The sequence below is a fragment of the Arthrobacter sp. efr-133-R2A-120 genome, assembly GCF_030209835.1.
GTDB lineage: Bacteria > Actinomycetota > Actinomycetes > Actinomycetales > Micrococcaceae > Arthrobacter.
Genome location: NZ_JARVRF010000005.1, coordinates 21,781 through 45,639, shown reverse-complemented (window position 1 = coordinate 45,639; position 23,859 = coordinate 21,781). Strand labels below are relative to the sequence as shown.

25 protein-coding genes are annotated in these 23,859 nt (G+C 63.7%); 9 read left to right on the top strand and 16 right to left on the bottom strand.

What is annotated here, in order from left to right; all coding sequences use genetic code 11:
- Positions 1-2: 2 nt before the first annotated feature.
- From QRN52_RS03795 to glyA, 6 genes are read right to left on the bottom strand one after another with little or no spacing between them, the layout of a single operon-like run.
- Positions 3-1,394: an L-serine ammonia-lyase gene (locus tag QRN52_RS03795; protein WP_284751441.1), complete on the bottom strand. Its 1,392-nt coding sequence runs from the start codon at positions 1,392-1,394 to the stop codon at positions 3-5.
- Positions 1,394-2,029 (bottom strand): sarcosine oxidase subunit gamma, encoded by a 636-nt coding sequence (locus QRN52_RS03790; protein WP_284751440.1) that lies wholly within the window; start codon positions 2,027-2,029, stop codon positions 1,394-1,396. The genes QRN52_RS03795 and QRN52_RS03790 overlap by 1 nt, the downstream gene beginning before the upstream one ends.
- Positions 2,022-4,979, bottom strand: coding sequence for a 2Fe-2S iron-sulfur cluster-binding protein (locus QRN52_RS03785; protein ID WP_284751439.1), 2,958 nt, complete (start codon positions 4,977-4,979; stop codon positions 2,022-2,024). Before QRN52_RS03785 ends, QRN52_RS03790 begins: the two co-directional genes overlap by 8 nt.
- On the bottom strand, positions 4,976-5,305 hold the full coding sequence (locus QRN52_RS03780) for a sarcosine oxidase subunit delta (protein WP_284751438.1): 330 nt from the start codon (positions 5,303-5,305) through the stop codon (positions 4,976-4,978). The genes QRN52_RS03785 and QRN52_RS03780 overlap by 4 nt, the downstream gene beginning before the upstream one ends.
- Positions 5,306-5,344: 39 nt before the next feature.
- Positions 5,345-6,565 (bottom strand): sarcosine oxidase subunit beta family protein, encoded by a 1,221-nt coding sequence (locus QRN52_RS03775; protein ID WP_284751437.1) that lies wholly within the window; start codon positions 6,563-6,565, stop codon positions 5,345-5,347.
- Positions 6,562-7,917 (bottom strand): serine hydroxymethyltransferase, encoded by a 1,356-nt coding sequence (gene glyA, locus QRN52_RS03770; protein ID WP_284751436.1) that lies wholly within the window; start codon positions 7,915-7,917, stop codon positions 6,562-6,564. The genes QRN52_RS03775 and glyA overlap by 4 nt, the downstream gene beginning before the upstream one ends.
- 153 nt (positions 7,918-8,070) lie before the next feature.
- On the opposite strand from glyA, the gene QRN52_RS03765 reads away from it, so the two are divergent.
- Positions 8,071-8,742 carry a GntR family transcriptional regulator gene (locus tag QRN52_RS03765; RefSeq protein WP_284751435.1) on the top strand — a complete coding sequence of 224 codons (672 nt, stop codon included), beginning with the start codon at positions 8,071-8,073 and terminating at the stop codon, positions 8,740-8,742.
- 375 nt (positions 8,743-9,117) lie between these two features.
- Here QRN52_RS03765 and QRN52_RS03760 read toward each other — a convergent pair whose 3' ends face one another.
- On the bottom strand, positions 9,118-9,399 hold the full coding sequence (locus tag QRN52_RS03760) for a hypothetical protein (RefSeq protein ID WP_284751434.1): 282 nt from the start codon (positions 9,397-9,399) through the stop codon (positions 9,118-9,120).
- Positions 9,384-9,830, bottom strand: coding sequence for a hypothetical protein (locus QRN52_RS03755; RefSeq protein WP_284751433.1), 447 nt, complete (start codon positions 9,828-9,830; stop codon positions 9,384-9,386). The genes QRN52_RS03760 and QRN52_RS03755 overlap by 16 nt, the downstream gene beginning before the upstream one ends.
- A 108-nt stretch (positions 9,831-9,938) precedes the next feature.
- On the opposite strand from QRN52_RS03755, the gene QRN52_RS03750 reads away from it, so the two are divergent.
- From QRN52_RS03750 to QRN52_RS03730, 4 genes are all read left to right on the top strand, one after another.
- A complete protein-coding gene (locus QRN52_RS03750) occupies positions 9,939-10,277 on the top strand; it encodes a GNAT family N-acetyltransferase (RefSeq protein ID WP_350225123.1) in 339 nt (112 codons plus the stop codon).
- A gap of 1,083 nt (positions 10,278-11,360) precedes the next feature.
- Complete coding sequence (locus QRN52_RS03740) at positions 11,361-11,618, top strand: hypothetical protein (protein WP_284751432.1); 258 nt, start codon at positions 11,361-11,363, stop codon at positions 11,616-11,618.
- A gap of 657 nt (positions 11,619-12,275) precedes the next feature.
- Positions 12,276-12,482 (top strand): antitoxin MazE family protein, encoded by a 207-nt coding sequence (locus QRN52_RS03735; RefSeq protein WP_284751431.1) that lies wholly within the window; start codon positions 12,276-12,278, stop codon positions 12,480-12,482.
- Entirely contained in the window at positions 12,479-12,799 is a 321-nt protein-coding gene (locus QRN52_RS03730) for a type II toxin-antitoxin system PemK/MazF family toxin (RefSeq protein WP_284751430.1), read from the top strand. Before QRN52_RS03735 ends, QRN52_RS03730 begins: the two co-directional genes overlap by 4 nt.
- 133 nt (positions 12,800-12,932) lie before the next feature.
- Here QRN52_RS03730 and QRN52_RS03725 read toward each other — a convergent pair whose 3' ends face one another.
- A complete protein-coding gene (locus QRN52_RS03725; RefSeq protein WP_284751429.1) occupies positions 12,933-13,334 on the bottom strand; it encodes a hypothetical protein in 402 nt (133 codons plus the stop codon).
- 86 nt (positions 13,335-13,420) lie between these two features.
- Between QRN52_RS03725 and QRN52_RS03720 the strand changes: the two genes are divergently transcribed.
- Entirely contained in the window at positions 13,421-13,831 is a 411-nt protein-coding gene (locus tag QRN52_RS03720; protein ID WP_284751428.1) for a hypothetical protein, read from the top strand.
- A gap of 124 nt (positions 13,832-13,955) precedes the next feature.
- Here QRN52_RS03720 and QRN52_RS03715 read toward each other — a convergent pair whose 3' ends face one another.
- From QRN52_RS03715 to QRN52_RS03705, 3 genes are all read right to left on the bottom strand, one after another.
- Entirely contained in the window at positions 13,956-14,270 is a 315-nt protein-coding gene (locus tag QRN52_RS03715) for a tudor domain-containing protein (protein WP_284751427.1), read from the bottom strand.
- Entirely contained in the window at positions 14,267-14,530 is a 264-nt protein-coding gene (locus tag QRN52_RS03710) for a hypothetical protein (RefSeq protein ID WP_284751426.1), read from the bottom strand. The genes QRN52_RS03715 and QRN52_RS03710 overlap by 4 nt, the downstream gene beginning before the upstream one ends.
- Positions 14,531-14,854: 324 nt before the next feature.
- Entirely contained in the window at positions 14,855-15,592 is a 738-nt protein-coding gene (locus tag QRN52_RS03705; protein WP_284751425.1) for a VOC family protein, read from the bottom strand.
- A 104-nt stretch (positions 15,593-15,696) separates the two neighbouring features.
- On the opposite strand from QRN52_RS03705, the gene QRN52_RS03700 reads away from it, so the two are divergent.
- The gene (locus QRN52_RS03700; protein ID WP_284751424.1) at positions 15,697-16,521 is read left to right on the top strand and encodes an IclR family transcriptional regulator; all 825 of its coding nucleotides are present in this window, start codon (positions 15,697-15,699) and stop codon (positions 16,519-16,521) included.
- On the opposite strand, the gene QRN52_RS03695 is transcribed toward QRN52_RS03700, so the two are convergent.
- The 4 genes from QRN52_RS03695 to QRN52_RS03680 all read right to left on the bottom strand — a co-directional run bounded on the left by QRN52_RS03695 (position 16,518) and on the right by QRN52_RS03680 (position 20,683).
- A complete protein-coding gene (locus tag QRN52_RS03695) occupies positions 16,518-17,159 on the bottom strand; it encodes an MBL fold metallo-hydrolase (protein WP_284751423.1) in 642 nt (213 codons plus the stop codon). The two genes, QRN52_RS03700 and QRN52_RS03695, sit on opposite strands and share 4 nt — an antisense overlap.
- On the bottom strand, positions 17,156-18,244 hold the full coding sequence (locus tag QRN52_RS03690; RefSeq protein WP_284751422.1) for an S-(hydroxymethyl)mycothiol dehydrogenase: 1,089 nt from the start codon (positions 18,242-18,244) through the stop codon (positions 17,156-17,158). Before QRN52_RS03690 ends, QRN52_RS03695 begins: the two co-directional genes overlap by 4 nt.
- Positions 18,245-18,305: 61 nt before the next feature.
- Positions 18,306-19,442, bottom strand: coding sequence for an aromatic ring-hydroxylating oxygenase subunit alpha (locus QRN52_RS03685; RefSeq protein ID WP_284751421.1), 1,137 nt, complete (start codon positions 19,440-19,442; stop codon positions 18,306-18,308).
- Between the two features lie 44 nt (positions 19,443-19,486).
- Positions 19,487-20,683, bottom strand: coding sequence for an NAD(P)/FAD-dependent oxidoreductase (locus QRN52_RS03680; RefSeq protein WP_284751420.1), 1,197 nt, complete (start codon positions 20,681-20,683; stop codon positions 19,487-19,489).
- Positions 20,684-20,915: 232 nt separating this feature from the next.
- Here QRN52_RS03680 and QRN52_RS03675 point away from each other — a divergent pair, with 232 nt between their 5' ends.
- Both QRN52_RS03675 and QRN52_RS03670 read left to right on the top strand, forming a co-directional pair.
- A complete protein-coding gene (locus tag QRN52_RS03675) occupies positions 20,916-21,266 on the top strand; it encodes a bifunctional 3-phenylpropionate/cinnamic acid dioxygenase ferredoxin subunit (RefSeq protein WP_284751419.1) in 351 nt (116 codons plus the stop codon).
- Between the two features lie 50 nt (positions 21,267-21,316).
- Positions 21,317-23,824 (top strand): GcvT family protein, encoded by a 2,508-nt coding sequence (locus QRN52_RS03670; RefSeq protein WP_284751418.1) that lies wholly within the window; start codon positions 21,317-21,319, stop codon positions 23,822-23,824.
- Positions 23,825-23,859: the final 35 nt, after the last annotated feature.

The following is a 23,859-nucleotide window of genomic DNA, read 5'->3' as shown; positions in this document are numbered from 1 at the left end:
GGCTAGCACTCCACTACGTTGACGGCGAGGCCTCCGCGGGAGGTCTCCTTGTACTTGCTTTTCATGTCCGCTCCTGTCTCTCGCATGGTTTTGATGGCTTTATCAAGGGACACTTTGTGGCTGCCGTCGCCGTGCAGGGCAAGGCGGGCGGCATTGATGGCCTTCACGCTGGCGATCGCGTTGCGTTCGATGCACGGAATCTGCACCAACCCGCCTACGGGATCGCATGTGAGGCCAAGATTGTGTTCAATACCCACTTCCGCGGCGTTCTCCACTTGCTCGGGAGTGCCACCGAGGACCTCGCACAGGCCCGCGGCGGCCATGGAACAGGCGGAACCCACTTCACCTTGGCAGCCGACCTCGGCGCCGGAAATGGACGCGTTGATCTTGAACAGGATCCCGACGGCGGCCGCCGCGAGCAGGAAGCGGACCACGCCGTCGTCGTCGGATCCCGCCACGAACTTCGTGTAATAGTGCAGGACAGCCGGGACAATACCGGCCGCTCCGTTGGTGGGTGCAGTGACGATGCGACCGCCGGCCGCGTTTTCCTCGTTCACGGCCAGCGCGAACAGGTTCACCCATTCCATGGCGAGCAGCGGGTCTGCCGAGCTTGAGCCCTGCAGTCCGGCGTCGGTGTCCCTGAGCGTCTTGAACAACGACGGCGCCCGTCGCCTCACGTTCAAGCCTCCCGGCAGGATTCCTTCCGCGGAGCAGCCATTGTCCACGCATTCGCGCATGACTGCCCAGATCTGTAGCAGCCGCTCGCGAAGCTCTGCCTCGCTGCGCCACACGAGCTCATTGGCGAGCATGACATCGGAAATGGACATGTCCTCCCGTGCGCAGATCGCCAGGAGCTCGTCCGCCGTAGTGAACGGATAAGGCAGCACGGTGCTGTCGGCCACTACTTTGTCGCTTCCGGACGCATCGCCGTCCACCACAAAGCCACCGCCGATCGAATAGTAGCTTCGTTCGCTGAGCACTGTGCCTGCGTGGTTGAGGGCGCGGAAAGTCATGCCGTTGGGGTGGGCAGGCAGGGATTTGCGTCGGTGCAGGAGCACGTCTTCGTCCCAGTTGAAGTCCACGCGGTGATGTCCGGCTATCCGCAATTCGGCGTCAAGCGCGGCCGCGGCAACCTGGTCGTCGGCAGTGGACGTGTCCACCGTTTCCGGCGATTGGCCCTGCAGTCCCAGCACCACGGCTTTGTCCGAGCCGTGGCCGCGGCCGGTGGCGCCCAGCGAGCCGAAGAGCTCTGCCTGGACGCGCACCGTTGCCGCGAGTTGCCCGGAGGATTCCAGGCCGTCGGTGAACTGCTTTGCCGCCCGCATCGGGCCGACCGTGTGCGACGACGACGGCCCGATGCCAATGGAAAACAGGTCAAGAACGCTCAGTGCCATCAGGGGACCTCAGGAGAGGCGTATTCCCTCATGCTGTCAAGCAGCCAGCGGCCCAGGAAGTCGGCGAACGAAGCCCGTGGAAAGATCCGGAAACTGTCCTCGCCGGTCTTGAACAGCATGGCGGGGATGTTGCCGATTTCCGTGGCCAAGGCTGTTCCGGCGCGGAAGGCGCGGGGGTGCAAGTCCAACGAGCACCCCTTTTCAAGGACGTCCCGGGCACGGATCCCGGACAGTTCGAAGGTGGTGCGGTTGGCGGACAAGTCCACCACTTGGCCCGGGTCGTCGCCCAGGGCCTCCACCAGGGCGCGGACAAGGTCTCCGCCCAGGGAATCGTGGGCCGATTCCGGTGCGACCACCAAGAATTCGTCCGGCCCAAGCCAGAGGGTGGTTGCCCTCTCATCCCCGCTGATCTCGCCGCAGGCGACCGGCAGGCCGCCGGTCACGGACGCGAGGCGGGCTCCGGCGTCGGAATTCCTGTCAACCCGGATCCCCACCATGGTCTGGAACGGGATTTCCTTCAGCGCCACGGTTCCGGCCACGGAACCGGACTCGAAGGTCGGCGCGAGGTGCGACGCCGGGCTGCGGCGTGCCGCACGGAGCGTCTCGGGGTTTGCGGGTGTTGCTGTTTCAGCCATCTTTACGGGTCCCTTCAGCGTCGAAAAGTACGGTTTCTCCCACAACGACGTCCAGCAACTGGTCGCCGACGGAGGCCACCAGGGTCTCGCCGATGCGGTTGCGGCCGTTGGTGATCAGTGCCAGGCCGAAGGACCGGCCCAAGGCGGCACTGTGGTAGCTCGAGGTCACGAAGCCCTGCATCGGCACGGGACCGTATGCCGGGTTGACCGGAATTCCCTTTTCCACGAGCTGGGTGCCTTCCGGGAGACGGAACGAACCATCCGCCGGGAGGACGCTGACCAAGTGCTTGCGGTCCGTGCGGACTGCGTCTTCGCGGCTGTATGAACGCTTGCCGATGAAGTCCTTGGCCTTGGAAACGATCCACTCCATCCCTGCGTCCTGCGGGGTGACGGTGCCGTCCGTGTCCTGCCCGACGATCGGGTAGCCCTTCTCGGCACGCAGCACGTGCATGGTCTCCGTACCGTAGGGGGTGATGTTGAACTCGGCACCTGCGGCAGCAACGGCTTCCCAGGTGTTGAGCCCGTACCAGGACGGAACATTGATTTCGTAGGCAAGCTCACCGGAGAACGAAATGCGGCAAACCCGTGCCTGGACTCCGGAGGCCAGCGTGGTTTCGCGGAACGTCATGAACGGGAATGCTTCGGCGTCGAGCCCTCCGTCGGCCGCCAACTGCGGGGCGACTTTGGCGATCACGGCGCGGGATTTGGCCCCGACGACGGCAATCGTGGTCCACTGTTCGGTCACCGAAGTGCACACGACGTCGAGTTGCGGCCACTCGGTCTGGTGCCATTCCTCGAGCCAGTAAAGGACCTTGGCGGCGCCGCCGGTAGTGGTGGTCATGAAGAAGCGGCCTTCGTCGAGGCGCAAGGTCACGCCATCGTCGAAGATCATGCCGTCCGGGGTGCACATGACGCCGTAGCGGGCCGAGCCGGGGGCAAGCTTCTTGAACGCGTTGGTGTAAATGCGGTTCAGGAACTCACCGGCATCCTTGCCGCGGATCTCGATCTTGCCGAGGGTGGTGGCGTCCATGAAGCCCACCGACTCGCGGACTGCGGCGCATTCACGGAGCACTGCGGCGTCCATGTCCTCGCCCGCTTGCGGGTAGTACCACGGGCGCTTCCACTGTCCGACGTCCTCGAAGAGCGCTCCCTGCGCGACGTGCCAGGGGTGGATGGAGGTCACTCGGGCGGGATCGAACAGCTCGCCGCGCTGGCGTCCCGCCAATGCCGCGAAGGCCACCGGCGTGAACGGGGCACGGTACGTCGTGGTTCCGATGTCACCGATTCCGCGACTGCCTCCGGCGGAGGCCTCGCCAGCCTGCTTGAGGGCCGCCGCGATCACGCCGATGGCGTTGACGCCGGACGTCTTGCCTTGGTCGTTGGCGGTGCTGATGGAGGTGTACCGCTTGATGTGTTCCACCGAGCGCATGCCGGCCCCTGTGGAACGGAGCACGTCGGCCACGGACTGGTCGCGCTGGAAGTCGACGAAGTGGTGGTGCCACTCCCCCGCATTTCCGCTCTGGCCCGGCACGAGCCACAACTGGCGGGTGGGGGCGGAGGCCTTCGGCTCGGAGACCGGCGCGGGCACCGTCTCGGTGCTGAATCCTGCGGCGGTCGCGGCCGCGGCACCCGCGGATGCGCCTTCGCTCAGGCAATCCCCGAGCTCGTAGCTGCCGCGGCCGGAGCCGACAACCTGCTGGTCCCTGACCACGGAGCTCGGCACGAATCCTGCCAGCTCGTCGTCCCAACGCAACTTCCCTTGGCGCTGGCTGTGGAGGTGGACCACGGGACTCCAGCCACCGGAAACCGCCAGCAGATCGCAAGCGATCCGTTCGACGCCCGAGGTGACTTCGCCGTCGTCGTTGAGGCTGCGGATGGTGACGCCGTCAATCCGGCCGTTCTCCCCCGCTCCGGAGGTATCGGCGACGGCGCTGCCGACGAGGACGCGGATGCCGCTTTCGACGGCGGAGGCAGCTTTGTCGCTGAGCTTCGGGCGGGCGTCAACGACGGCGGCGACCTTGACACCAGCGGCCAGCAGATCCGCGGCCAACAAGTAAGCCGAATCGTTGGTGGTGCCGATGACGACCCGCCGCCCGGCGGCGACTGCGTAACGGTTGAGGTAGCTACGGACCGCCGAGGCCAGCATGATGCCCGGCCGGTCGTTGTTCTCGAAAACGAGCGGACGCTCGTGGGCGCCGGGGGCCAGGACCACCTGCTTGGCACGGATGTGCCAAATACGCTGGCGGGAGACGCAGTCGGCGGCCGGACTGCCGAGGTGGTCCGTACGGTTCTGTGCCGCGATCACATAGTTCGCGTCGTAGGAGCCGAACGCGGTGGTGCGGTTGAGGACGGTGCATTCCGCCGCGGAAACGAGCTCCGCCTCGACGTCGGCGATCCATTCCAGGGCCGGCTTGCCTTCGATGACCTCGGCGAGTTCCGGGGCGGTGGCGCCGGAAAGCAGCGAGCCGCCGAGTTCGGGCTGGTCATCGATCACGATGACCCGGGCACCGGTGCGGACCGCTTCGCGGGCAGCCGCGAGGCCGGAAACACCGCCGCCAACTACCAGGACGTCGGTGTGGACGTATTTCTTGTCGTACTCGGCGCGGTCCTCGTTGGGATCGAGCTTGCCGAGGCCGTTAAGGAACTCAACGTTGAGCCCATCCACGAGGGACACGGTGGTCGCGGGAAGCATCGACTCTGCGACATGGCCGGGGAAGCGGGCAGCCACCTTGACCAGGGCGTTGGATTCTTCCACGCCGGCGGACATGATGCCGCGGGGCCGATCCTCATAGAGCGAGTTGCCTGCGTTGATGCGGCCGTTGGCCAGCAGTGCGGAAGCAACAGTGTCGCCGGGATGGCCGGTGAATTCCTGGCCGTCCACTGTGAAGCGCCAGGAGATGCTGCGGTCGATGCGGCCGCCGGTGGCGAGGCGGGCGTTCTGCGGGGTCACTTGGTTGCTCCTTCCGGGGTGGTGGCTGCTGAGGTGTTCACATCGGCGCGTTCCATGTCAGGTCGCGGTTGGCCCATTTTGTAGATGGCCTGGATGTCGTAGCTGACGGTGTCACGGAGCATGTTGAACCATTGGCGGCAACCCGTGCTGTGCACCCAGCGTTCGGCGAAGGCGCCTTTCGTGTTGTCGCGGTAGAACAAGTACTCGGCCCACTGGCGGTCGGTCAGTGCGTCCGGGTTTTCCGGATAGGCCACGTGGGCCTGGCCGCCGTAGTGGAATTCTGTTTCGTCTCGTGGCCCGCAATTGGGGCAGCTGATGAGCAGCATGGTTGGTCTCCTAAAGGGCTGCGGCTAGTGGGGCTGCGGCTAGTGGGCGACGGCGGCGGCGCCGTGTTCGTCGATCAGGGCACCGGTCTCGAAGCGTTCCAGCGAAAACGGCTTGTTGAGCTCGTGCGGCGTACCCGTGGCGATGGTGTGTGCGAAGGTCAGGCCGGCAGCCGGCGTGCCCTTGAAGCCACCGGTTCCCCAACCGCAGTTGACGAACATGTTCTCCACCGGGGTGGTACCGACGATCGGCGAGGCGTCCATAGTGGTGTCCACGATTCCGCCCCACGTCCGGAGCACGTGGGCCCGGGCGAAGATCGGGAAGAGTTCCACGGCGGCAGCCATCTGGTGCTCGATCACGTGGAAGGAGCCGCGCTGGCCATAGCCGTTGTAGGAGTCGACGCCCGCGCCCATGACCAGTTCGCCCTTGTGTGCTTGGGAAACGTATACATGCACGTGGTTGGACATGACCACCGTGGGGTGGACGGGTTCATGCAGCTCCGACACCAACGCCTGGAGGGGGTGGGACTGGATCGGGAGGCGGAAGCCGGCCATTTCGGCGAGGACGGAGCTGTGGCCGGCGGCGGCGAGGCCAACCTTTTCGGTGTGGATGGTTCCCTGGTTGGTCTGGACGCCCACCACGCGGTTGCCGTCCTTGAGGAAGCCCGTCACTTCGCAGTTCTGGATGATGTCCACGCCGAGTTCATCGCACTTTCGGGCGAAGGCCCAGGCTACGTGGTCGTGCTTCGCGATGCCGGCCCGTGGCTGGTATGTGGCGCCCATGACCGGGTAGCGGATGTTGTCGCTGATGTTCAGGATGGGGCAGAGTTCCTTGACTTGCTGCGGGTCCAGCCATTCGGCGTCGACCCCATTGAGCTTGTTCGCGCCGACGCGGCGGATGCTTTCGCGGACGTCGCCGAGGGTGTGGGCGAGGTTCATGACGCCGCGCTGGCTGAAGAGGAAGTCGTATTCAAGTTCCTCGGGCAGGATCTCCCAGAGCTTCAGGGCGTGCTCGTAGATGGCAGCGCTCTCGTCCCACAGGTAGTTGGAACGGATGATGGTGGTGTTGCGCGCCATGTTGCCGCCGGCCAGCCAGCCCTTTTCCAGGACGGCGATGTTGGTCATGCCGTGGTTCTTGGCCAGGAAGTACGCGGTGGCCAGGCCGTGGCCGCCACCACCCACGATCACGGCATCGTAGGAAGCCTTGGGCTCCGGGTTACGCCACAGGAAATCCGGGTGTTCGGGGAGTTGGTCTGCGCTCACTGGGCTGCTCCAATCATTTCTGCCTCAAGTTCGGTGGCAGCGGCGTCGTTGTCGCTACCGCTTTGGGAAAGATGCGGGTAAAGCGGAAATTGCTCGGCGAGTGCGGTAACCCGCGCACGGAGTTCGACGGCGGCCTGGTCGCCCAAGGTGCCGCTGCTTGCTGCGGCGATCAACGCCGTCGCGATGATGTCCGCGACCTCCGCGAATTCCTTGGCACCGAAGCCGCGGGCGGCGAGCGCCGGGGTGCCGATGCGGAGTCCGGAGGAAACCATCGGCGGCCGGGGGTCGAACGGGACGGCGTTGCGGTTCACGGTGATGCCGATGCGGTGCAAGGTGTCCTCGGCCTGCTGGCCGTCCAGTTCCGAGTGGCGCAGGTCAACGAGGACCAAGTGGACGTCGGTGCCTCCGTTGACCACCGAGATCCCTGCTGCGGCCACGTCGTCCTTCAGGAATCGTTCGGCCAGGAGCTTGGCGCCTTCCAGCACCCGTGCTTGGCGTTCCTGGAATTCAGGCTCTGCCGCCATCTTGAAGGCCACAGCCTTGGCCGCGATCACGTGCTCCAGCGGGCCGCCTTGCTGGCCGGGGAAAACCGCGCTGTTGATCTTGCGTGCGTATTGTTCCTTCGACAGGATGACCCCGCCGCGCGGGCCGCCGAGTGTCTTGTGGGTTGTGGTGGTCACGACGTCGGCATACGGCACCGGGTTGGGGTGCAGTCCCGCTGCGACGAGGCCGGCGAAGTGGGCCATGTCCACCATGAGGTAGGCGCCCACGAGGTCGGCGATGCGGCGGAATTCGGCGAAATCCAGGTGGCGCGAGTAGGCGGACCAGCCGGCAACAATCAGCTTCGGGCGGTGTTCCAGGGCGAGGGCTTCCACTTCTGCCATATCCACCCGGAGGTCGGATTCGCTGACGTGGTACGGGATTACGTTGTACAGCTTGCCGGAGAAGTTGATCCGCATGCCGTGGGTCAGGTGGCCACCGTGTGCCAGGTCGAGGCCCATGATGGTGTCCCCCGGCTCGAGGAGCGCGAACATGGCCGCGGCGTTGGCCTGGGCGCCGGAGTGCGGCTGGACATTTGCGGCTTCCGCGCCGAAGAGGGCCTTGACGCGATCGATGGCCAGCTGCTCGATGACGTCGACATGCTCGCAGCCACCGTAGTAGCGCTTGCCCGGGTAGCCTTCCGCGTACTTGTTGGTCAGGACCGAGCCCTGTGCCTGCATGACGGCTGCAGGGGCGAAGTTTTCGGAGGCGATCATTTCCAGCGTGGACTGCTGGCGGATGAGTTCCTGGGCGATCGCCTGTTCAACCTCCGGGTCCGCCTGGGCGAGCGAGCGGATCAGCGGTTCAACCATCGTGGTCTCCTTTTGAGATACTTATATTTACTGACTAATCAGCAACTGATATATTAGAACTATTGCCATAGTATGTTGAAGATCACACAGCCGTCAACAGCCCGGCGGCAACCGATCCGCCAGACTTGGAATTGTGGCAAACGGGAGAGGCACATGAGCACTGCACTGGAAGCACCGGACACGGGCACGCAGGGAACGTCCTTGGCGGAAAACGCCTACCTGCTCCTACGCGACCGGCTCATCATGCTGGACATCAAACCCGGAGACCCCATCAACGACGGGCAGATCGCCGCGGAACTCGGCATCGGGCGGACACCCGTGCGCGAGGCCATCAAGCGGCTGGAAAGCGACCACCTTGTGGTGTCGTATCCCCGTCGGGGAACCTTCGCCACCGGCGTCGACATCACCCAACTCGCGAACGTCTCCGAAATCCGGGAGCTGCTTGAGCCTTTGGCGTCACGGCGGGCTGCCCGCATGGCCAGCCCGAAGCTGAGGGAAGAGCTGCGCGAGGTCGCCGCAGCCATCAGCGGCCTGGAGGCACACGACGCCGGCCAGCAGGAACTCATGCGCTACGACATCCAGGTGCACCGGCTCATCTACAGGGCAGCGGCCAATCCGCACCTCGAGGACGTGCTGATCCGCTACGACAACCTGGCAACCCGCATCTGGTGCCACATGCTGGACAAGATGCCTTCAGTGACGGGCCACGTCGCAGAGCACGCAGAACTGCTCACTGCAATCGCCGACGGCGATGCGGACCGCGCGTCTGCGCTCGCCCTGCACCACGTGGTGAGTTTCGAAGAGTCGATCCGCAAGGTGCTCTAGGTCTGGCAGGTACCGCGGCTTAGCCGTTTCGCTTCCAGTGTTTGGGCCACTTTACGTTCAGCAACAGCAACCCCAGCAAGAGCCCATCAACTGTCATTACTCCCGCCATGAAGTAAGCCCAACCGATAATCATGGTTCGCTCACCACCAGTTGGCGGCCCGAAGTGCGGGGGTGCATCAGAACACACATACCAATCTCCTGACCCGGATCCCCCCAGTCACTCGATAGTGCATCAAGTGTGGCACGACGGCGCCCAAGAAGGAACGGCTTTTGGCGATCGACGCATCAGCCGGATCGAAGGAATTAACAACGACGGCGTGTCCTTTCCGGGGCGTGTCGCCGTCGTGCGCGCCTGAGAGCGATGAACAGCGGGAGCTATACTTTTGAGACCTCGCCGCTGTGGGGGCCAAGTGTTCCTGTCTGCAGGCTCAGGAGCGTCAAGAGGATTACCATTCCGAGCAGCACAACGGCCGCGGCGATGGTGACGGTGCGGTTCCGGCTCGGCGTTTCTCTGGCTGCAAGAAAGAGGGCAGATCCTGACAGGACAGCAGAGATAGCCGTGAACGGATAGAGCGGCAAAATCAACAAGATGGCCGCTCCCAGCAGGAAAAATCTGGAGAGCGCAACACCTGAGCGCTTCCTTACCAAGGGCTGCATGATTGGTCATCTCCCGAGCCGCCCGAGATGATTGCGTGGCTGGAGACCTGGCCATTGTCGCGCCATCCGATTGCAAACGTCTCACCCCACGTGCTGTTGAACCAGGAACGTGTTGCTGACGAACCGTTGCCACACCATCCGCCACTAACGGTCAGCTTGTAAAGCCACCCTCCGAAGGCATTCGTTCCTATCACCCAGGACGAAGTGTTCCAGCCGCCGGAAGCCAGAGTGCCAAGCTGAGCAGGGGGATCGTCGGACTCAAAGACCTTGCGAGCCACGGCCTCAGCCTTCGCAGCTTCCTTGGGTGCGTTTTCCACTCTCGCCTGAGCGTCTCCCGCGTTGGCATCGACGTCAGCCATGGCGCGTATCGCTTTTGAAGCGGCTAGGAGCGCAGCCATGGCCAGACAGGCCAGGATCCTTTTGATATTCATTTGGTCCCAATCGTGAAACTGTCATGGGCGTGGTCGACGACCCGCCTCACGAAGGCCTCATCGATGTTCCTTTTCGGTAATCGAAAGAACAGATACACCGAGTTCTTAATGCTTCTGGTCGCTGAAAATGGTTCCGGCGAGGTCGTGGGCTGTGTCCACGCCGGCCCGGCCGAACACATCATGGAGACAGCCATGCAGAACGCTCCCGATGCCGAGATCCGGGCGGCGCTTGCTGGGTTCATGTTCCTGACGAAGCTGCACGGGATCGCGGTGCGGCCCGATTACCGCGGCCGTGGAGTTGCCCGGGCTCTGCTCCAGCGAGTGGTTGAGGCCTACACCAGAAGTGGCCGTGACCTGCTCTACGGGCAGTACACCGCGACGGAGGACCTAGGAGACTTCTACCGGAAGCAGGGATTCCAGGTGCCGGGTCCCGGAGTCGGGGGGTGAGGGACAGACGCCCGAGATCCGGCGCTAAGGGCCCAGTCCTCCTGAGCGTGTCATAAGGTGCCAGTCGCTCTACTTTTCGCTGGGTTGGCGTTGTTGATCCGGGCTTTTGGTGTTGGTAGAGGGGTGGCTCGGGACCAGCCGACGAGTTGGACGGCTTAAGGGGGCGCTGCAGAAAACGGATTTTATTGTGTCGTAAGGAAGAGGACTTCGGCGATTCTCCGGCACGTTGGAGTCCATTTTCCGCGGCAAGGGCTAAACGTTGGCGTGTTTGAGTATTCGTGGGGCTTGAGGGCGGAGCTCGCCGGCGAGTGAGACATACCGGTAGAGGGTCTGCCGGAAGACGCCGAGCTCTTTGGGAGTTTCCCGATATGGGTCTCGGGCTGGCCCATGGCAGACATCGCGAGACGGATCTTCGCTGGCGTCATCGTGAAGGGAGACCGGATTATGTGTCTGCTGTCGTCATAAAGCGATAGAGTTCTTCGCCTATTGCGAATCTGCATAGGCAGCATGTAGTTTTCTCTCAGCTTTCCGTGCTTTGGGGGAACGGTCTATTTTTTTGGGGGATCCCGCGCACTTCCTTCTCGTGAAAGTGGTCCCGTGGGATCTCGTCCTTCCTTGCTGTTGCGCGCTTTTTGCGGTTTGTCTGTCGTTGCGGGTCTTCTGGGGGCGCCAGGCCCGGCCTGGGCCGGTTCGGTTTCGCCGGCCGCTGTAGGCACTGGAATCCTGGGCCCGCTCACGGAAAGCGTGGCCAGGACGCAGGCGGCCCAGAGCGGGACCGACGTGGTTGTTGATTCCCTGACGACAGGGTGGACATGCTGGTCGCCGATGGCGTCAATGTGGCGGGGTTCCAGAGAATTTCATGGAATACCCAGAAGGAAAACCTAATAAAGGCGGTAATGAAATATGGCGAAAAGTAGTACGCGACCAGGATGGTGGCGCACTGGCAAGCTATGGTGCAGGTTTGTCTGCCTGGGCGCCGTTTCGGGCGCGGTCGGAGCCTTTGCACTCCATCTCAGTTACACCTTGCCTCGTTTCAATCCCGTATTTCTTCTCTAGGACCTGTTCAACCTATTCGTTTTTGAAATGCCTGCGCTGGTGATCCTTGGGGTTGTAGTTGCCACCGGAGTGATCGTTGCCAGGTTGGCAGTGGCCGAGGAAGCGACCCGCAAGACGCGCGCAACTGTCACGGGTGTCGTGGCCCTGGTCACTTCGGGCGGAATGGCCTTTGCCCTCTCCAACCTTGTTCAGACAGGGAATCCCTGGGCAGTCGCGGGCATCACAGGAGCCTTTGTAGGAAGCACATTCGCCATGGTCACCTACCGGCACACTTCCGAGGCCTGACAAATACGCCCGAACAAGCCGCTACCGAAGGCCGACCGAAGTGCGCATCCTCCTTCAGCGAGTCGCGACGAGGGGCACCAGACGAGGCCGGTACCCACAAGTGGGCTTAAGGGGGTTGAGGGACAGACGCCATGAAATCACTAACACCCCAACACACCGGGCATTCAGTGCTTAGCGCCGGATCTCGGGCGTCTGTCCCTCAACCCCCGAGTCGCCCTCAGCACACTGCGGATCTTCTACCCGAATGACGTAGCCGTGTCGAACGAACCCGGAGAGCAGATCTTCTACCGCAGCCTCCAAAGGCCTGCAGACCGTTCGTGGGAAATCACCCGCCGGGCCAAGGGGTCACAGCTCACCGAGGGAACCCGCTGATGCGTGCACAGATCGCAAGGGCCACCAAGACCTGAGGCCGCACAGACTGGCAGTTCCCTCGCTGCCGGATAACGGAGCCCAGCACCCCAGGTGCTGGGCTCCGGTGCGTTGTGGGACCCCTACAACCGCCATTTTCGGTCCAGAGCGGAAGAACCGCGTGATTCCGGGAAAGTCGGTTCCGCCGGCGTCCTGGTCGACGCAGCGGCCGGCCTGTCGGAACCCTACGAGTCCCGCCGTCCGAATCTCGCTCTACCACCCACGCGTGTTACATGAAACAATGGGGGTATGAGTGTGAAGGATCGAGTCAGTGAGCACAGGCGCCGGATGCGCGAGGCAGGCTTCCGGCCGATTCAGGTGTGGGTCCCGGACACCCGCTCCAAGTCCTTCGCGGAGGAGGCGAAGCGGCAGAGCGCCATTGTGGCGGAGTCCGACCGGCACGAGGACATTCACGAGTGGATCGACGCGGTTTCCGTGTCCTGGGATGAGGAGTGAGGGGCGAGATCTGGACGGTGGCCGGCGGCGGATACGCCTCCAAACCCCGCCCGGCGCTGGTCATCCAGGATGACCGGTTCGATGACGTGGGCTCCGTGACGGTAATCCCCCTGACCTACACTCTGAAAGATGCACCGCTGCTGCGGATCCCGGTGGAGCCGTCCGAGCGGACCGGCCTGACCCAGAAAAGCCAGTTCATGATCGACAAACTGACCACCGTGCCCCTGGCCAACGCACACAAGCGGGTGGGGCACCTGACGGCAACGGAACTGGTCGCGGTCGAGCGGGCACTACTGGTCTTCCTTGGCATAGCCTGACCGAGATCTCCGCACGGCGAAGGCCCGGCACCCTCTGGTGCCGGGCCTTCCTGCGTCCGGATCTACAATGCCGGGTTGCGCCGGCGCTGATGTGCGGACTGCCGCTTCATGCCGGTGGCCGAAGCGAATTTACTTACCGGCCCTGGGTGATGTGCTTGCCCTGGGCGCGGGACTGCTGAACGGCGTTGACCTTGACCTTGCCGACAGCCTTCCCGCCGCCGGCCGCGGCGTGGGAGATGGGAAATTTCTGCTGGGCCTCCCCGAACTGCTTGGCCGCCACCGCCTTCTCGGGGGCGCCTGCAGCGCGCATCCGTGCGGCGTCGGCCTCCAGCTGGGCGGCCCGGTCGTAGGCGGCACCGGCCCTGGCTGCCGCCTTGTCCCCGGCTGCCTCGCGCTGCTTGGCGTCCTGCCGGACGTCGGCAGCCCGCGCGGCCTTGTCGGGATCCCCGGAGCCCTTCCACCGCTCCACAAGCTCACGGTCCAGACGATCCTTCTCGGATGCCACGCCGGCCGCGTACTCGGGATCGTTCGCCATGGCCCAGGCCCGTGCTGCTTCAAGGTCGGACGGTGCAGGCTCCCTGGCCTCCCGGGAGAGCGAATCTGCGTCGTCCAGACTAGGAAGTGAACAACATCTTTCACCGTGGAGGGACGATGTATGAGCTGTCCCGCCAGCTACAAATCATCAGAACAGGAACCCCTGCCGTCCAGCAGGTCCTCGAACAGCTGAGGCCAGCAAGTGGCGACGCCGAACTGGACGGGCTGCTGCTGCACGCCAAAGAACTCTTCCTCTCGCGGAAAGAGAAGGAGCGAGGTCTGGCGCTAGATAAACTGTGGGATGGCTTCACGCGTCTGAAGACAATTGACGTGCAAGGCAACAAAAAGCAGAGTGCCAACGTCCTGCTGGGCAACATCAAAAATGAGGCGTTCCGCGAGGTGACAAGCAATGAAATGCTCGCACTCACCGATGTGGGCAACGACTTCATGATCCGTCATCATGAAACCGGCACACACAGTGCCCCCGGAAGCATATGACTACCTTTTCGCAAGGATGGGGTCGCTCATTGTGTATCTCCTCAAAGTGAGCGATCGTCTGAGCTGACACACACCTGGCCAACGGAGGCGTGAACGAATCCCATGGGACACGTGGAGCTTGCCGTTAGTTGGCGGCCGTCGGCCGTAGCTCGTGATGGTCGCGCCATGCTTTCTCGCCGTCCTCGTACTCCACGGTCCACTCGTCCACACCGACGCTTTCAACGATGACAGCCTGCTCCCAGGTGGACCCATCGCCCCGCAAAACTTCAACGGCGGTCTCGTCAGGGAACGGGTTGTGGCTGCCCAGATACTCGAGAATGGTCTCGTCAAGCGGCGTTCGCCCACCTTCGGGGGCCGAATTGACCCACTGCTCCATGGAATCGGTTCTGGCCCAGCGCATGGCAAGACCGGCTACATAGTTCGCCTCGGTGCCCCTCATGGCTTGTCATTGCTCCACGGCTCGTCAAAGGCAGGGGTGCCAAATAGGCTCATGTATTCGCTGAATCCAATCTGGTTCTCGCGCCGGTGGCGTTCGTTCCGGACGACTGCAAGGCGTGCCACCCACTTCTCGAAACCTTCAACGCTGCGCTCCTGCGACGTCCGCACCCGCCAACCATCGAGCACTTGATAGAGCACTGTCAGGTTTGCGATGTGAGCCTGCAATCCCTTGTCGTGCGCTTCCAGGCCGGCCGGGCTCAACCCGGCAAGGTCACCATCCCACGCAGGCGCTCCTGGATGGCGGCCGGCGCTGTCGCGCTCTTCCTTGGCGGCCGAAATCAGAGCCGCGCCCTCATTATCCTGCTTCGACGTGAAAGATTTAGGGCGCGACGGGGGCCTTCATCGCAAACGCTAACAAGGGAAAACTGCACTGACTGGTCTTCCGAATCAAAATGAGTGGCGAATCGCCCATATTTGAGTGGTATTGAGGAGAAGCACATCGAACCCTAAGTGTGCGGGTGATCAAGACACCCGAGGAAATCCTCGCCAAAGCCAAACCAAAAACAACTTCAAACATAGGCTGCGTCAGCCGGGGGTGAGGACGCAGAACTCGTTGCCCTCCGTGTCGGCGAGGCACACCCATGGCACATCGCCCTGGCCGACGTCGGCGTCTGTGGCGCCCAGGGCCCGCAGCCGGGCCACCTCCGCGGCTTGATCGTCGCCGGGGTACGGCCTCAGGTCGAGATGGGCCCGGCCGCACACGGCATTCGCGTCGGGCGTGCGAACGAACTCGAGATAGGGCCCGACACCTTTGGCTGAACGCAGGCTCGCAAAATCGTCGGTCACTTCGTGCAGGGTCCAGTCAGTCGCCCCGCTCCAGAACCGGGCCATGGCCCGTGGATCCGCACAGTTGACCACCACCGCGGCGATCGGCCCAGTGTCCCGATAGATCGGCCGAGGCTCCAGCACGCAGAACAGGTTGCCCTCCGGGTCGGCCAGGACCGTCCACGGCACATCACCCTGGCCAATGTCGGCGGGCGTCGCGCCGAGCTTCACCAAGCGCGCCACCAGCTCCGCCTGATCGGCCGCAGAGGCGGTGGCGAGATCCAGGTGCGCGCGGTACCTCACCGTCTCCGGGTCCGGGACCGTGACCACATCGACGCAAACGGCCGCGGGGTCCGGCCAGGCGAATCCCACAGGTTCAACGTTGGTCACACCGGGCCCCTCGCTGGAAATATCCCAGCCGAGCGCCTCCGCCCAAAACCGGCCGAGAGACGCGTCATCACGGGCCTTGAAATTCACCTGAACAAGTCGAAGTGCCATACCGCCCGATCATATAGCCATGCAATTCCCGATAGACGGCAGCATCCCAGGACACGCAGCGCAGAGAGGCCGCACACTTGACCGCGTTTGAGACGATGAACCACATGGACGCTGATGCAAGTCTTGCCAACGACCCCGATTCCGATCCGGCCGGCGCGCACCACGCGGGTGTGCAGTCCGTGGACCGGGCCATCACCGTGCTCGAAATCATCGCCCGCAGCGGCGATGCCGGCGTGAGTGAGATCGCTGAGGAAATGGGCGTCCACAAGTCAACGGCTTCGCGACTGCTGAGCGCCCTGGACGCCCGTGGCATGGTTCAGCAGAACCACGAGCGCGGAAAATACCAACTCGGATTCAACATCCTGCGCCTGGCCAGCGCTATTCCGGCCCGCCTCAGCTTGGTAAAGGAGGCCCGGGAAGATCTCGAAGCCCTGGCGGAGAAGTTCGCCGAGACCGCCAACCTGGCCGTGCTGAGGTCAAATTTCGCGGTCAATGTGGACCAGGCCATTGGCCCCAACACGCTTGGCACGCAGGACTGGATCGGCGGGCTCACCCCGCTCCACGCCACGTCCAGCGGCAAGGTCATGCTTGCCGCGCTGCCGCCTGCGACGCGTGACCGCGTTCTCAGGGAATCCGGTCAGGCACGATACACGCCGCAGACCATCACCGACCGCGACGAGCTGGAACAGCAAATGCCGGTCATTTCAGAGGCCGGGTACGCCGCCACGTATGAAGAACTCGAGCGCGGACTCAACGCCGTCGCCGTTCCGATCCGCAACCACAGCGGCACGGTGATCGGAGCCATCAGTCTTTCCGGACCGGCCTTCCGTTTCGAGCCGGAAAAAATACCCGGCTTGCTTGATGCGCTCAAGCAAGCCGGGTATTCAATCAGCGTCAAGATGGGTTACACAGCAGCCAGCGGCGCCTAAGCGCCGTCGGCCTGACGATCCAGCGCTGCCTGGGCGAGGTTTTCGCCCTCGGCTTTGATGGTCGTGTTGTCGCCGTGGCCGGTCCGGACCACGGTTTCCAGCGGAAGCGTCAGGAGGCGTTCCCGGATCGAGGCCAGGATGGTCGGGTGGTCGCTGTGCGACCTTCCGGTTGCTCCCGGGCCGCCGTTGAAGAGGGTGTCGCCAGTGAACACCGTGCCTTCGCTTTCCAGGTAGAAGCAGGTGGAACCCGGTGAGTGGCCCGGCGTGTGGATGGCGTGCAGGGCCGTGCCCGCCACTTCGAAGATGTCGCCGTCTGAAATGTAGCGGTCCGGCCGGGCGTCCGGGTACACCTGCTCCCACAGGACCATGTCTGCGGGGTGCAGGTGGATCGGGGCGTTCACGGCCTTCGCGACGTCGAGCGCTGCTCCGATGTGATCGTTGTGCGCATGGGTGAGGAGGATGGCGCGCACCTTCCGCCCGCGTACCTGATTGATGATCGCCGTTGCGTCGTGCGGCGAATCGATGATCACGCATTCGTCGTCGTTGCCGACAATCCAGACGTTGTTGTCCACGTCCCACGTACCCCCGTCGAGCGAAAACGTGCCCGAGGTGACGAGGTTTTCAATGGCGACAGTCATCCGATTTCCACCACCGAACGGAGCACTTTGCCCTCGTGCATCTTGGCGAACGCCTCTTCCACCTGGTCGATGGTGATCCGTTCGGACACGAACGCGTCCAAGTCAAGGTTGCCCTGCTTGTAGTGCGCCACCAGCATCGGGAAGTCGCGGGAAGGCAGGCAGTCCCCGTACCAGGAGGACTTCAGCGAACCACCGCGGCCGAAGACATCCAGCAAGGGCAGCTCAAGCTTCATGTCCGGCGTCGGGACGCCCACCAGCACCACGCGGCCCGCGAGGTCGCGCGCGTAGAAGGCTTGCTTGTAGGTCTCCGGGCGCCCGACGGCGTCAATCACCACATCCGCGCCGTTGCCGCCGGTCAGGGCCCGGATGGCCTCGACGGGGTCTTCCTGGCTGGAGTTCACGCCGTGCGTGGCTCCCAGGGACATAGCCATCCCGATTTTGTTGGCGTCGATGTCCACGGCGATGATCGTCGTGGCGCCGGCGAGCTTTGCCCCGGCAATGGCGGCGATGCCGACGCCGCCGCAACCGATCACGGCCACGGACTCGCCCCGCTTGACCTCACCGGTGTTGATAGCGGCACCGATGCCTGCCATCACACCGCAGCCGAGCAGCCCGACGGCGGCCGGATCGACGTCGTCGTCCACTTTGGTGCACTGCCCCGCGGCCACGAGTGTCTTCTCCGCGAAGGCGCCGATCCCCAGGGCCGGAGTGAGTTCCGTGCCGTCCTCCAGGGTCATCTTCTGGGTGGCGTTGTGCGTGTTGAAGCAGTACTGCGGCTGCCCCTTGGCGCACGCCCTGCAGTGGCCGCACACGGCCCGCCAGTTCAGGATCACCCGGTCCCCCGGCGCCACGTCGGTGACGTCCGGGCCGACCGCGCTGACCACGCCTGTGGCCTCGTGGCCGAGCAGGATGGGGAAATCATCGGTGATACCGCCCTGCTTGTAGTGCAGGTCGGTGTGGCAGACGCCGCAGGTGAGGATGTCCACGAGCGCCTCGCCCGGACCGGGATCCGGCACCAGGATGGTCTCCAGCGTGACGGGGGCGTTCTTTTCCTTGGCGATGACAGCTTTTACTTTATGAACCATTGGCTTGCGTTCCTTTTCCTAGGTTCCTGGTTACTCGTTACGGCGACAGACATTCCTCCGTCTAGCTGTCGGCGGGGACGTCGGCGATCTTGCTCGTGACCCAGCTGTGGAACGCCTCAATGTGGTGCTCGCTCGGTACCAGGACGCCGCCCTTTGCGTAGATCTTGGATCCCATGGCCGGCTGGCAGCGTTCGCAGGCGTCGAAGTCCTGCTCGTTGACCCGGTGGAAGAGCTCCACCGAAGCGCTCACGTCCTTGCCGGATTCCACCACGCTGGGCAGGTACAGCCAGTCGCATTCGACGATCGTGTGGTCGGCGGCCAACGGGAACATGCGGTGGATGATGACGTGGTCCGGAACAAGGTTGACGAAAACATTCGGCTTGATGGTCACTGCGTAGTAGCGGCGGTCCTGGTCGTCGCCGACGCCGGGAATCCGATCCAGGCCTTCGGAACCGTCAATCGTGAAGCCCTTGATGTCGTCACCGAACTCGGCGCCGTGGCCCACAAAATACTGCGCCGCCAGGCCGTCGGCGAACTCGGGCAGGACTTCGGTGAGTTCGGGGTGGATCGTCGCGCAGTGGTAGCACTCCATGAAGTTTTCGATGATGAGCTTCCAGTTGGCCTTGACGTCGTACTTGATGCGCCGGCCAAGGCTCAGGTTCGCGATGTCATAGTCGTCAACAGCCCGCAGATCCCCGAGGCGCTCCTCGATCGCACCCATGACGTCTTCCTCGAACGACGGTGGCTCATCCGCGAGGCTGACCCAAACGTAGCCCATGTATTCCCGGACGTGGACCTTGACCAGCCCGTATTCGTTTCGATCGATATCCGGCATCTTGGTGAGGTTCGGGGCCGCGATGAGCTTTCCCTCAAGATCGTAGGTCCAGGCGTGGTACGGGCACTGGAACGAGCGGTTGGCCTCGCCGGACTCCTCCATGCACAGCTTCACGCCGCGGTGCCGGCAGATGTTGTAGAACGCGCGGATCTCTCCCTTGCGGGTGCGGTTGATGAGTACGCTCTCACGGCCGATCTGCACGGTTTTGAACGAGCCGGCCTTTTCCAGGTCCGCGGTCCGCACGGCGCAGAACCACATTTGTTCGAAGATGTGTTCCTGCTCGGCACGGAAGATGTCTTCACTGACATAAGTGTGGCCGGGGAGAGTGGGGATCAGGCTGGGGGAAACAACTTCAGTGGTCATGCTGACTCCTATTCAGTGATGAACGTGGTTGAGGCTCGGAATGTCTATGGGGTTGCCAGGACGGGCGGGGCATTGCGGGCGTTGAGTTGCCGGCGCCAACGGGTGAACAGACGCGGCTGGTTCACACCTAGAACGCCCACTGGTTCCTCGCCCCGGTAGTACACGGCCAGGAAGCTGTGGTCCTCGAGCTGCCCTGCCTCAATTTCGACGCGCTCCGCGTCCCGCGCATGGCCGGCGAACTGGAGCGTTACTCCGTACTGGTCCGACCAGAAGTACGGCAGGTTGAGCGGTTGGGGTGCGGCTGAGTGATCCAAGAGCCCTGTCACGGCAAGGGCGGCACGTTCCTGGGCACCGCTCCAATGCTCCACGCGATGGTGCTGCCCGCTGCATTCGTCGTACCAGGCCGCGCAGTCTCCCACGGCAACCACGCCGGGGACGTTTGTCCGTCCCATCGAATCGCACGTGACGCCGTCGTCGAGCTCCAGCCCCGAACCGGCCAGCCACCCGACGTTGGGGACCGCACCGATTCCGAGAAGTACGACGTCGGCGGAACGGTACTGTCCGTCGCTGAGCCGGACACCGGTCACATTTCCTTCGTAGCTGTAATACGAGTCGATTCCCGTGTCACAAATCAGTTCCACTCCATTGATCCCGTGGAGCGTGGCCATGACGGCAGCCATCTCCGAACCGATCGGAGCGCTCAGCGGGATCGGGCTCTTGCAGATAATGGTCACGTCCATTCCCAGGCCCTTGGCCGTTGACGCCACCTCCGCGCCGATGAAGCCTGCGCCAACCACCAGCAGGCGGCCGCCCGGAACGAGTTCCGGAGCCAGGTCCTGCGCATCCTCAAGAGTCCGCAGCGTAAAGACATTGGATAGGCCCGCAAGTTCGGGCAGGGTGCGGGCCGAAGCTCCGGTGGCGATCACGACGCCGTCAGCCACCACCGTGCGTCCGTTACCAAGGGTGATGGTCCTGCTGGCCGCGTCAAAGCTCTTCGCAGGCGACCCCAACAGCCATTCAGCCTGCAGGGGATCTGCCATTCCCGCCTCTTCCGCTTCCAACATCAAGTGCTTGATGCCGATCTTTCCTGCCAGGAACTCCTTGGACAGGGGCGGTCGGTCATAGGGCCGCTGCTGCTCATCTCCAATGATGAGCAGCCGGCCACAAAAACCCTGCGCGCGGGCAGCGCGGGCGGCGGAAAGTCCAGCCAATGATGCGCCCACGATCGCCAATGTCTCCATGGCTTCCTCCTCGTTGAGCCGTTCGAAATTTTATTGCGCATTACGCAACGAACTTCGTTATGCGAAACAGTGTGACGGCCTTCACATCGCGTGTCAAGCAATCTGCGGAGTAATTTCCACCTCTTGACAAGCCCCTGTGAGGTCCATCACTCTGTTGCGTATTGTGATCTTCGTTGATCATGAAACAACCGCCCCCAGGTTTTCGACCAATCCGGTGAAAGAGGTTCGTGAGATGCACAGTGCTTGTCCGCTTAGCTCGTTGGCTCCCGGGGACGCGATTCGACTCGAGACGTCTCCGCCGATTGCCGTATTCCACACCGAAGAGGGCGAACTCTTTGCCCTCGACGACACCTGCACGCACCAAGACGCCTCCCTCGCCGACGGCTGGGTGGAGGACTGCTGGGTGGAGTGCCCCCTCCATGCTTCAAGGTTCAATCTCCGCACGGGAGCCGCCGATGCGCCTCCGGCCAAGCTGCCCGTCAGGGTCCACGAAGTCCTGGTAGTGGACGGCCAGATCATGGTCAAGGAATCCGAGGACGAGCCCAATCTGCCGCCCGGGTTGACCGTCGACGGCCACGTCTAGCTTCCGGCGAGCCCCAAACCTCCATACGACTTACCTCAGGAGCAACACGCATGTCCACATCACCCCGCGTCGTCATTATCGGAGCCGGCATCGTCGGCGCCAATCTTGCGGATGAGCTGTCCACCCGCGGCTGGACCAATATCACCGTGGTCGAGCAGGGCCCGTTGAAGTTGGCGGGTGGATCAACCTCGCACGCCCCCGGCCTCGTGTTCCAGACCAACGCCTCCAAGGCCATGACCGAATTCGCGTCCTACACCGTGGACAAGCTGCTCTCCCTCAGCGATTCCGGCGTCTCCTGCTTCAACCAGGTGGGCGGTCTCGAGGTGGCCACCACGCCAGGGCGCCTGGAGGACCTCAAGCGCAAGCTGGGCTACGCGGCGTCGTGGGGTGTGGAAGGCCGGCTCATCGATCCGGACGAGTGCGCCAAGCACTACCCGCTGCTCGATCAGGAGAAAGTACTCGGCGGACTCTACGTCCCCTCCGACGGCCTGGCGTCCGCAGCCCGCACCGTCGGCCTGCTCATCGCCAAGGCGAGCGCCGCAGGCGTCACGTTCCGCGGTTCCACTCCCGTCACCGGCATTGAACAGACGGGCGGCAAAGTCACGGGGGTCGAAACGCCCGACGGTGTGATCCCTGCAGACATCGTAGTTTCCTGCGCCGGGTTCTGGGGACCCAAGATCGGCGCGATGGTGGGCATGTCCGTGCCACTCCTCCCGCTGGCCCACCAATACGTCAAGACCACGTCCGTACCGGAGCTCGTGGGCCGGAACGATGCCTCGCGGCTGCTTGATCCCGCCAACGGCGCGTGGATGCCCATCCTTCGCCACCAGGACAAAGACCTCTACTACCGCGAGCACGGGGACCGGATGGGCATTGGCTCCTACGCCCACAAGCCCATGCCCGTGGACCTCCGGGAGCTGCCCGAGGTTGCTGCGGCGGACATGTCCGAGCACCGGATGCCGTCCCGACTGGCGTTTACCGAAGAGGACTTCCTGCCGAGTTGGGAGGACTCCAAGGAACTCCTTCCGGCACTTGCCGGCGCGGGGATTGCGGATGGCTTCAACGGCATCTTCTCCTTCACCCCGGACGGCGGTCCCCTGGTGGGCGAGTCCAAGCAGGTTGAGGGGTTCTTCGTTGCCGAGGCCGTGTGGGTGACGCACTCCGCCGGCGTGGCCAGGGCAGTGGCCGAGCTCTTGATCGAGGGCCAATCCCGGATTCCGCTCCACGAATGCGAAGTCTCCCGCTTCGAAGAGATCCAGACCGCGGAGAGCTACGTCAGCGAAACCTCCCAGCAGAACTTCGTAGAGATCTACGATGTCCTGCACCCGCTACAGCCACGCGTCTCGCCCCGCGAACTGCGCGTGAGCCCATTCAATGCCCGGCAGAAGGAGCTCGGGGCGTTCTTCCTCGAAGCCCAGGGTTGGGAGCGCCCGCACTGGTTCGAGGCAAACCGCGGCTTGCTGGAGGTGCTCCCGGAAGAATGGCGCGCACCTGAACGCGAACCGTGGGCCGCCATGTTCCACTCCCCCATTTCCGCTGCCGAAGCGTGGAAGACGCGCACCGCCGTCGCGCTCTATGACATGACGCCGCTCAAGCGGCTGGAGGTTTCCGGCCCGGGCGCCGAAGCCCTCTTGCAGCGCCTCAGCGCCGGGAAGGTCGACAAGAAGCCGGGTGCGGTGACCTACTGCCTGCTCCTCAACGGCGACGGCGGCATCCGCAGCGACATCACGGTGGCTCGCCTCGACGAAACCACCTTCCAAGTCGGAGCCAACGGCAACATCGACTTCGCCTACTTCACTACCGAAGCCCGCAAGCAGACCGCCGAGGACGTCACGCAGTGGGTCCAGGTCCGGGACATCACCGGTTCCACGTGTTGCGTGGGCCTTTGGGGGCCGCTGGCCCGCGAGGTCATCGCCAAGGTGAGCGGCGACGATTTCAGCAACGACGGATTGAAGTACTTCCGCACCAAGAAAGTCCGGATCGGCGGGATCCCTGTCACCGCGATGCGGCTGTCCTACGTAGGCGAGTTGGGCTGGGAGCTGTATACGACGGCGGAAAACGGCCAAAGGCTCTGGGACCTTTTGTTCGAGGCCGGCCAGGAGCACGGCATCATCGCGGCCGGCCGCGGTGCGTTCAACAGCCTCCGCCTCGAGAAGGGCTACCGGCTATGGGGCACCGACATGACCCCCGAGCACGAGCCCTTCCAATCGGGCCTCGGCTTCTCCGTCGGCAAGGACAAGGAAGGATACATCGGCGCCGAGGCCCTCAAAGCCCGCCGCGAACTGCCCATCAACCGCCGTTTGCGTTGCCTGACGGTCGACGACGGCACGTCCGTGGTGTTGGGCAAGGAACCTGTTTATTTCAAGGGAGAGCCCGCCGGCTACGTCACAAGCGCCGCCTACGGCTACACCGTCCGGAAGCCCATCGCCTACGCTTGGCTGCCCGCCGAAGCGGGCGAGGGTGACGCCGTCGAGATCGAATACTTCGGGAAGCGGATCCCGGCCACCATCTCTGCCGATCCGCTCGTGGATCCAACCATGGAAAAGCTACGGGGCTGACGCCCCTCCTGGCTACTCGACACAGCAATGGGGAT

Excerpts from the sequence above, each read along its gene's own strand:
- QRN52_RS03695 (WP_284751423.1), bottom strand. The coding sequence starts at position 17,159 with ATGACTGTCGCCATTGAAAACCTCGTCACCTCGGGCACGTTTTCGCTC.
- glyA (WP_284751436.1), bottom strand. The coding sequence starts at position 7,917 with ATGGTTGAACCGCTGATCCGCTCGCTCGCCCAGGCGGACCCGGAGGTT.
- QRN52_RS03705 (WP_284751425.1), bottom strand. The coding sequence starts at position 15,592 with ATGGCACTTCGACTTGTTCAGGTGAATTTCAAGGCCCGTGATGACGCG.
- QRN52_RS03680 (WP_284751420.1), bottom strand. The coding sequence starts at position 20,683 with ATGGAGACATTGGCGATCGTGGGCGCATCATTGGCTGGACTTTCCGCC.
- QRN52_RS03725 (WP_284751429.1), bottom strand. The coding sequence starts at position 13,334 with ATGGCGAACGATCCCGAGTACGCGGCCGGCGTGGCATCCGAGAAGGAT.
- QRN52_RS03740 (WP_284751432.1), top strand. The coding sequence starts at position 11,361 with ATGCCTGCGCTGGTGATCCTTGGGGTTGTAGTTGCCACCGGAGTGATC.
- QRN52_RS03670 (WP_284751418.1), top strand. The coding sequence starts at position 21,317 with ATGTCCACATCACCCCGCGTCGTCATTATCGGAGCCGGCATCGTCGGC.
- QRN52_RS03765 (WP_284751435.1), top strand. The coding sequence starts at position 8,071 with ATGAGCACTGCACTGGAAGCACCGGACACGGGCACGCAGGGAACGTCC.
- QRN52_RS03715 (WP_284751427.1), bottom strand. The coding sequence starts at position 14,270 with ATGAGGGGCACCGAGGCGAACTATGTAGCCGGTCTTGCCATGCGCTGG.
- QRN52_RS03755 (WP_284751433.1), bottom strand. The coding sequence starts at position 9,830 with ATGAATATCAAAAGGATCCTGGCCTGTCTGGCCATGGCTGCGCTCCTA.
- QRN52_RS03675 (WP_284751419.1), top strand. The coding sequence starts at position 20,916 with ATGCACAGTGCTTGTCCGCTTAGCTCGTTGGCTCCCGGGGACGCGATT.
- QRN52_RS03795 (WP_284751441.1), bottom strand. The coding sequence starts at position 1,394 with ATGGCACTGAGCGTTCTTGACCTGTTTTCCATTGGCATCGGGCCGTCG.
- QRN52_RS03700 (WP_284751424.1), top strand. The coding sequence starts at position 15,697 with ATGGACGCTGATGCAAGTCTTGCCAACGACCCCGATTCCGATCCGGCC.
- QRN52_RS03735 (WP_284751431.1), top strand. The coding sequence starts at position 12,276 with ATGAGTGTGAAGGATCGAGTCAGTGAGCACAGGCGCCGGATGCGCGAG.
- QRN52_RS03790 (WP_284751440.1), bottom strand. The coding sequence starts at position 2,029 with ATGGCTGAAACAGCAACACCCGCAAACCCCGAGACGCTCCGTGCGGCA.
- QRN52_RS03760 (WP_284751434.1), bottom strand. The coding sequence starts at position 9,399 with ATGCAGCCCTTGGTAAGGAAGCGCTCAGGTGTTGCGCTCTCCAGATTT.
- QRN52_RS03685 (WP_284751421.1), bottom strand. The coding sequence starts at position 19,442 with ATGACCACTGAAGTTGTTTCCCCCAGCCTGATCCCCACTCTCCCCGGC.
- QRN52_RS03780 (WP_284751438.1), bottom strand. The coding sequence starts at position 5,305 with ATGCTGCTCATCAGCTGCCCCAATTGCGGGCCACGAGACGAAACAGAA.
- QRN52_RS03750 (WP_350225123.1), top strand. The coding sequence starts at position 9,939 with ATGCTTCTGGTCGCTGAAAATGGTTCCGGCGAGGTCGTGGGCTGTGTC.
- QRN52_RS03690 (WP_284751422.1), bottom strand. The coding sequence starts at position 18,244 with ATGGTTCATAAAGTAAAAGCTGTCATCGCCAAGGAAAAGAACGCCCCC.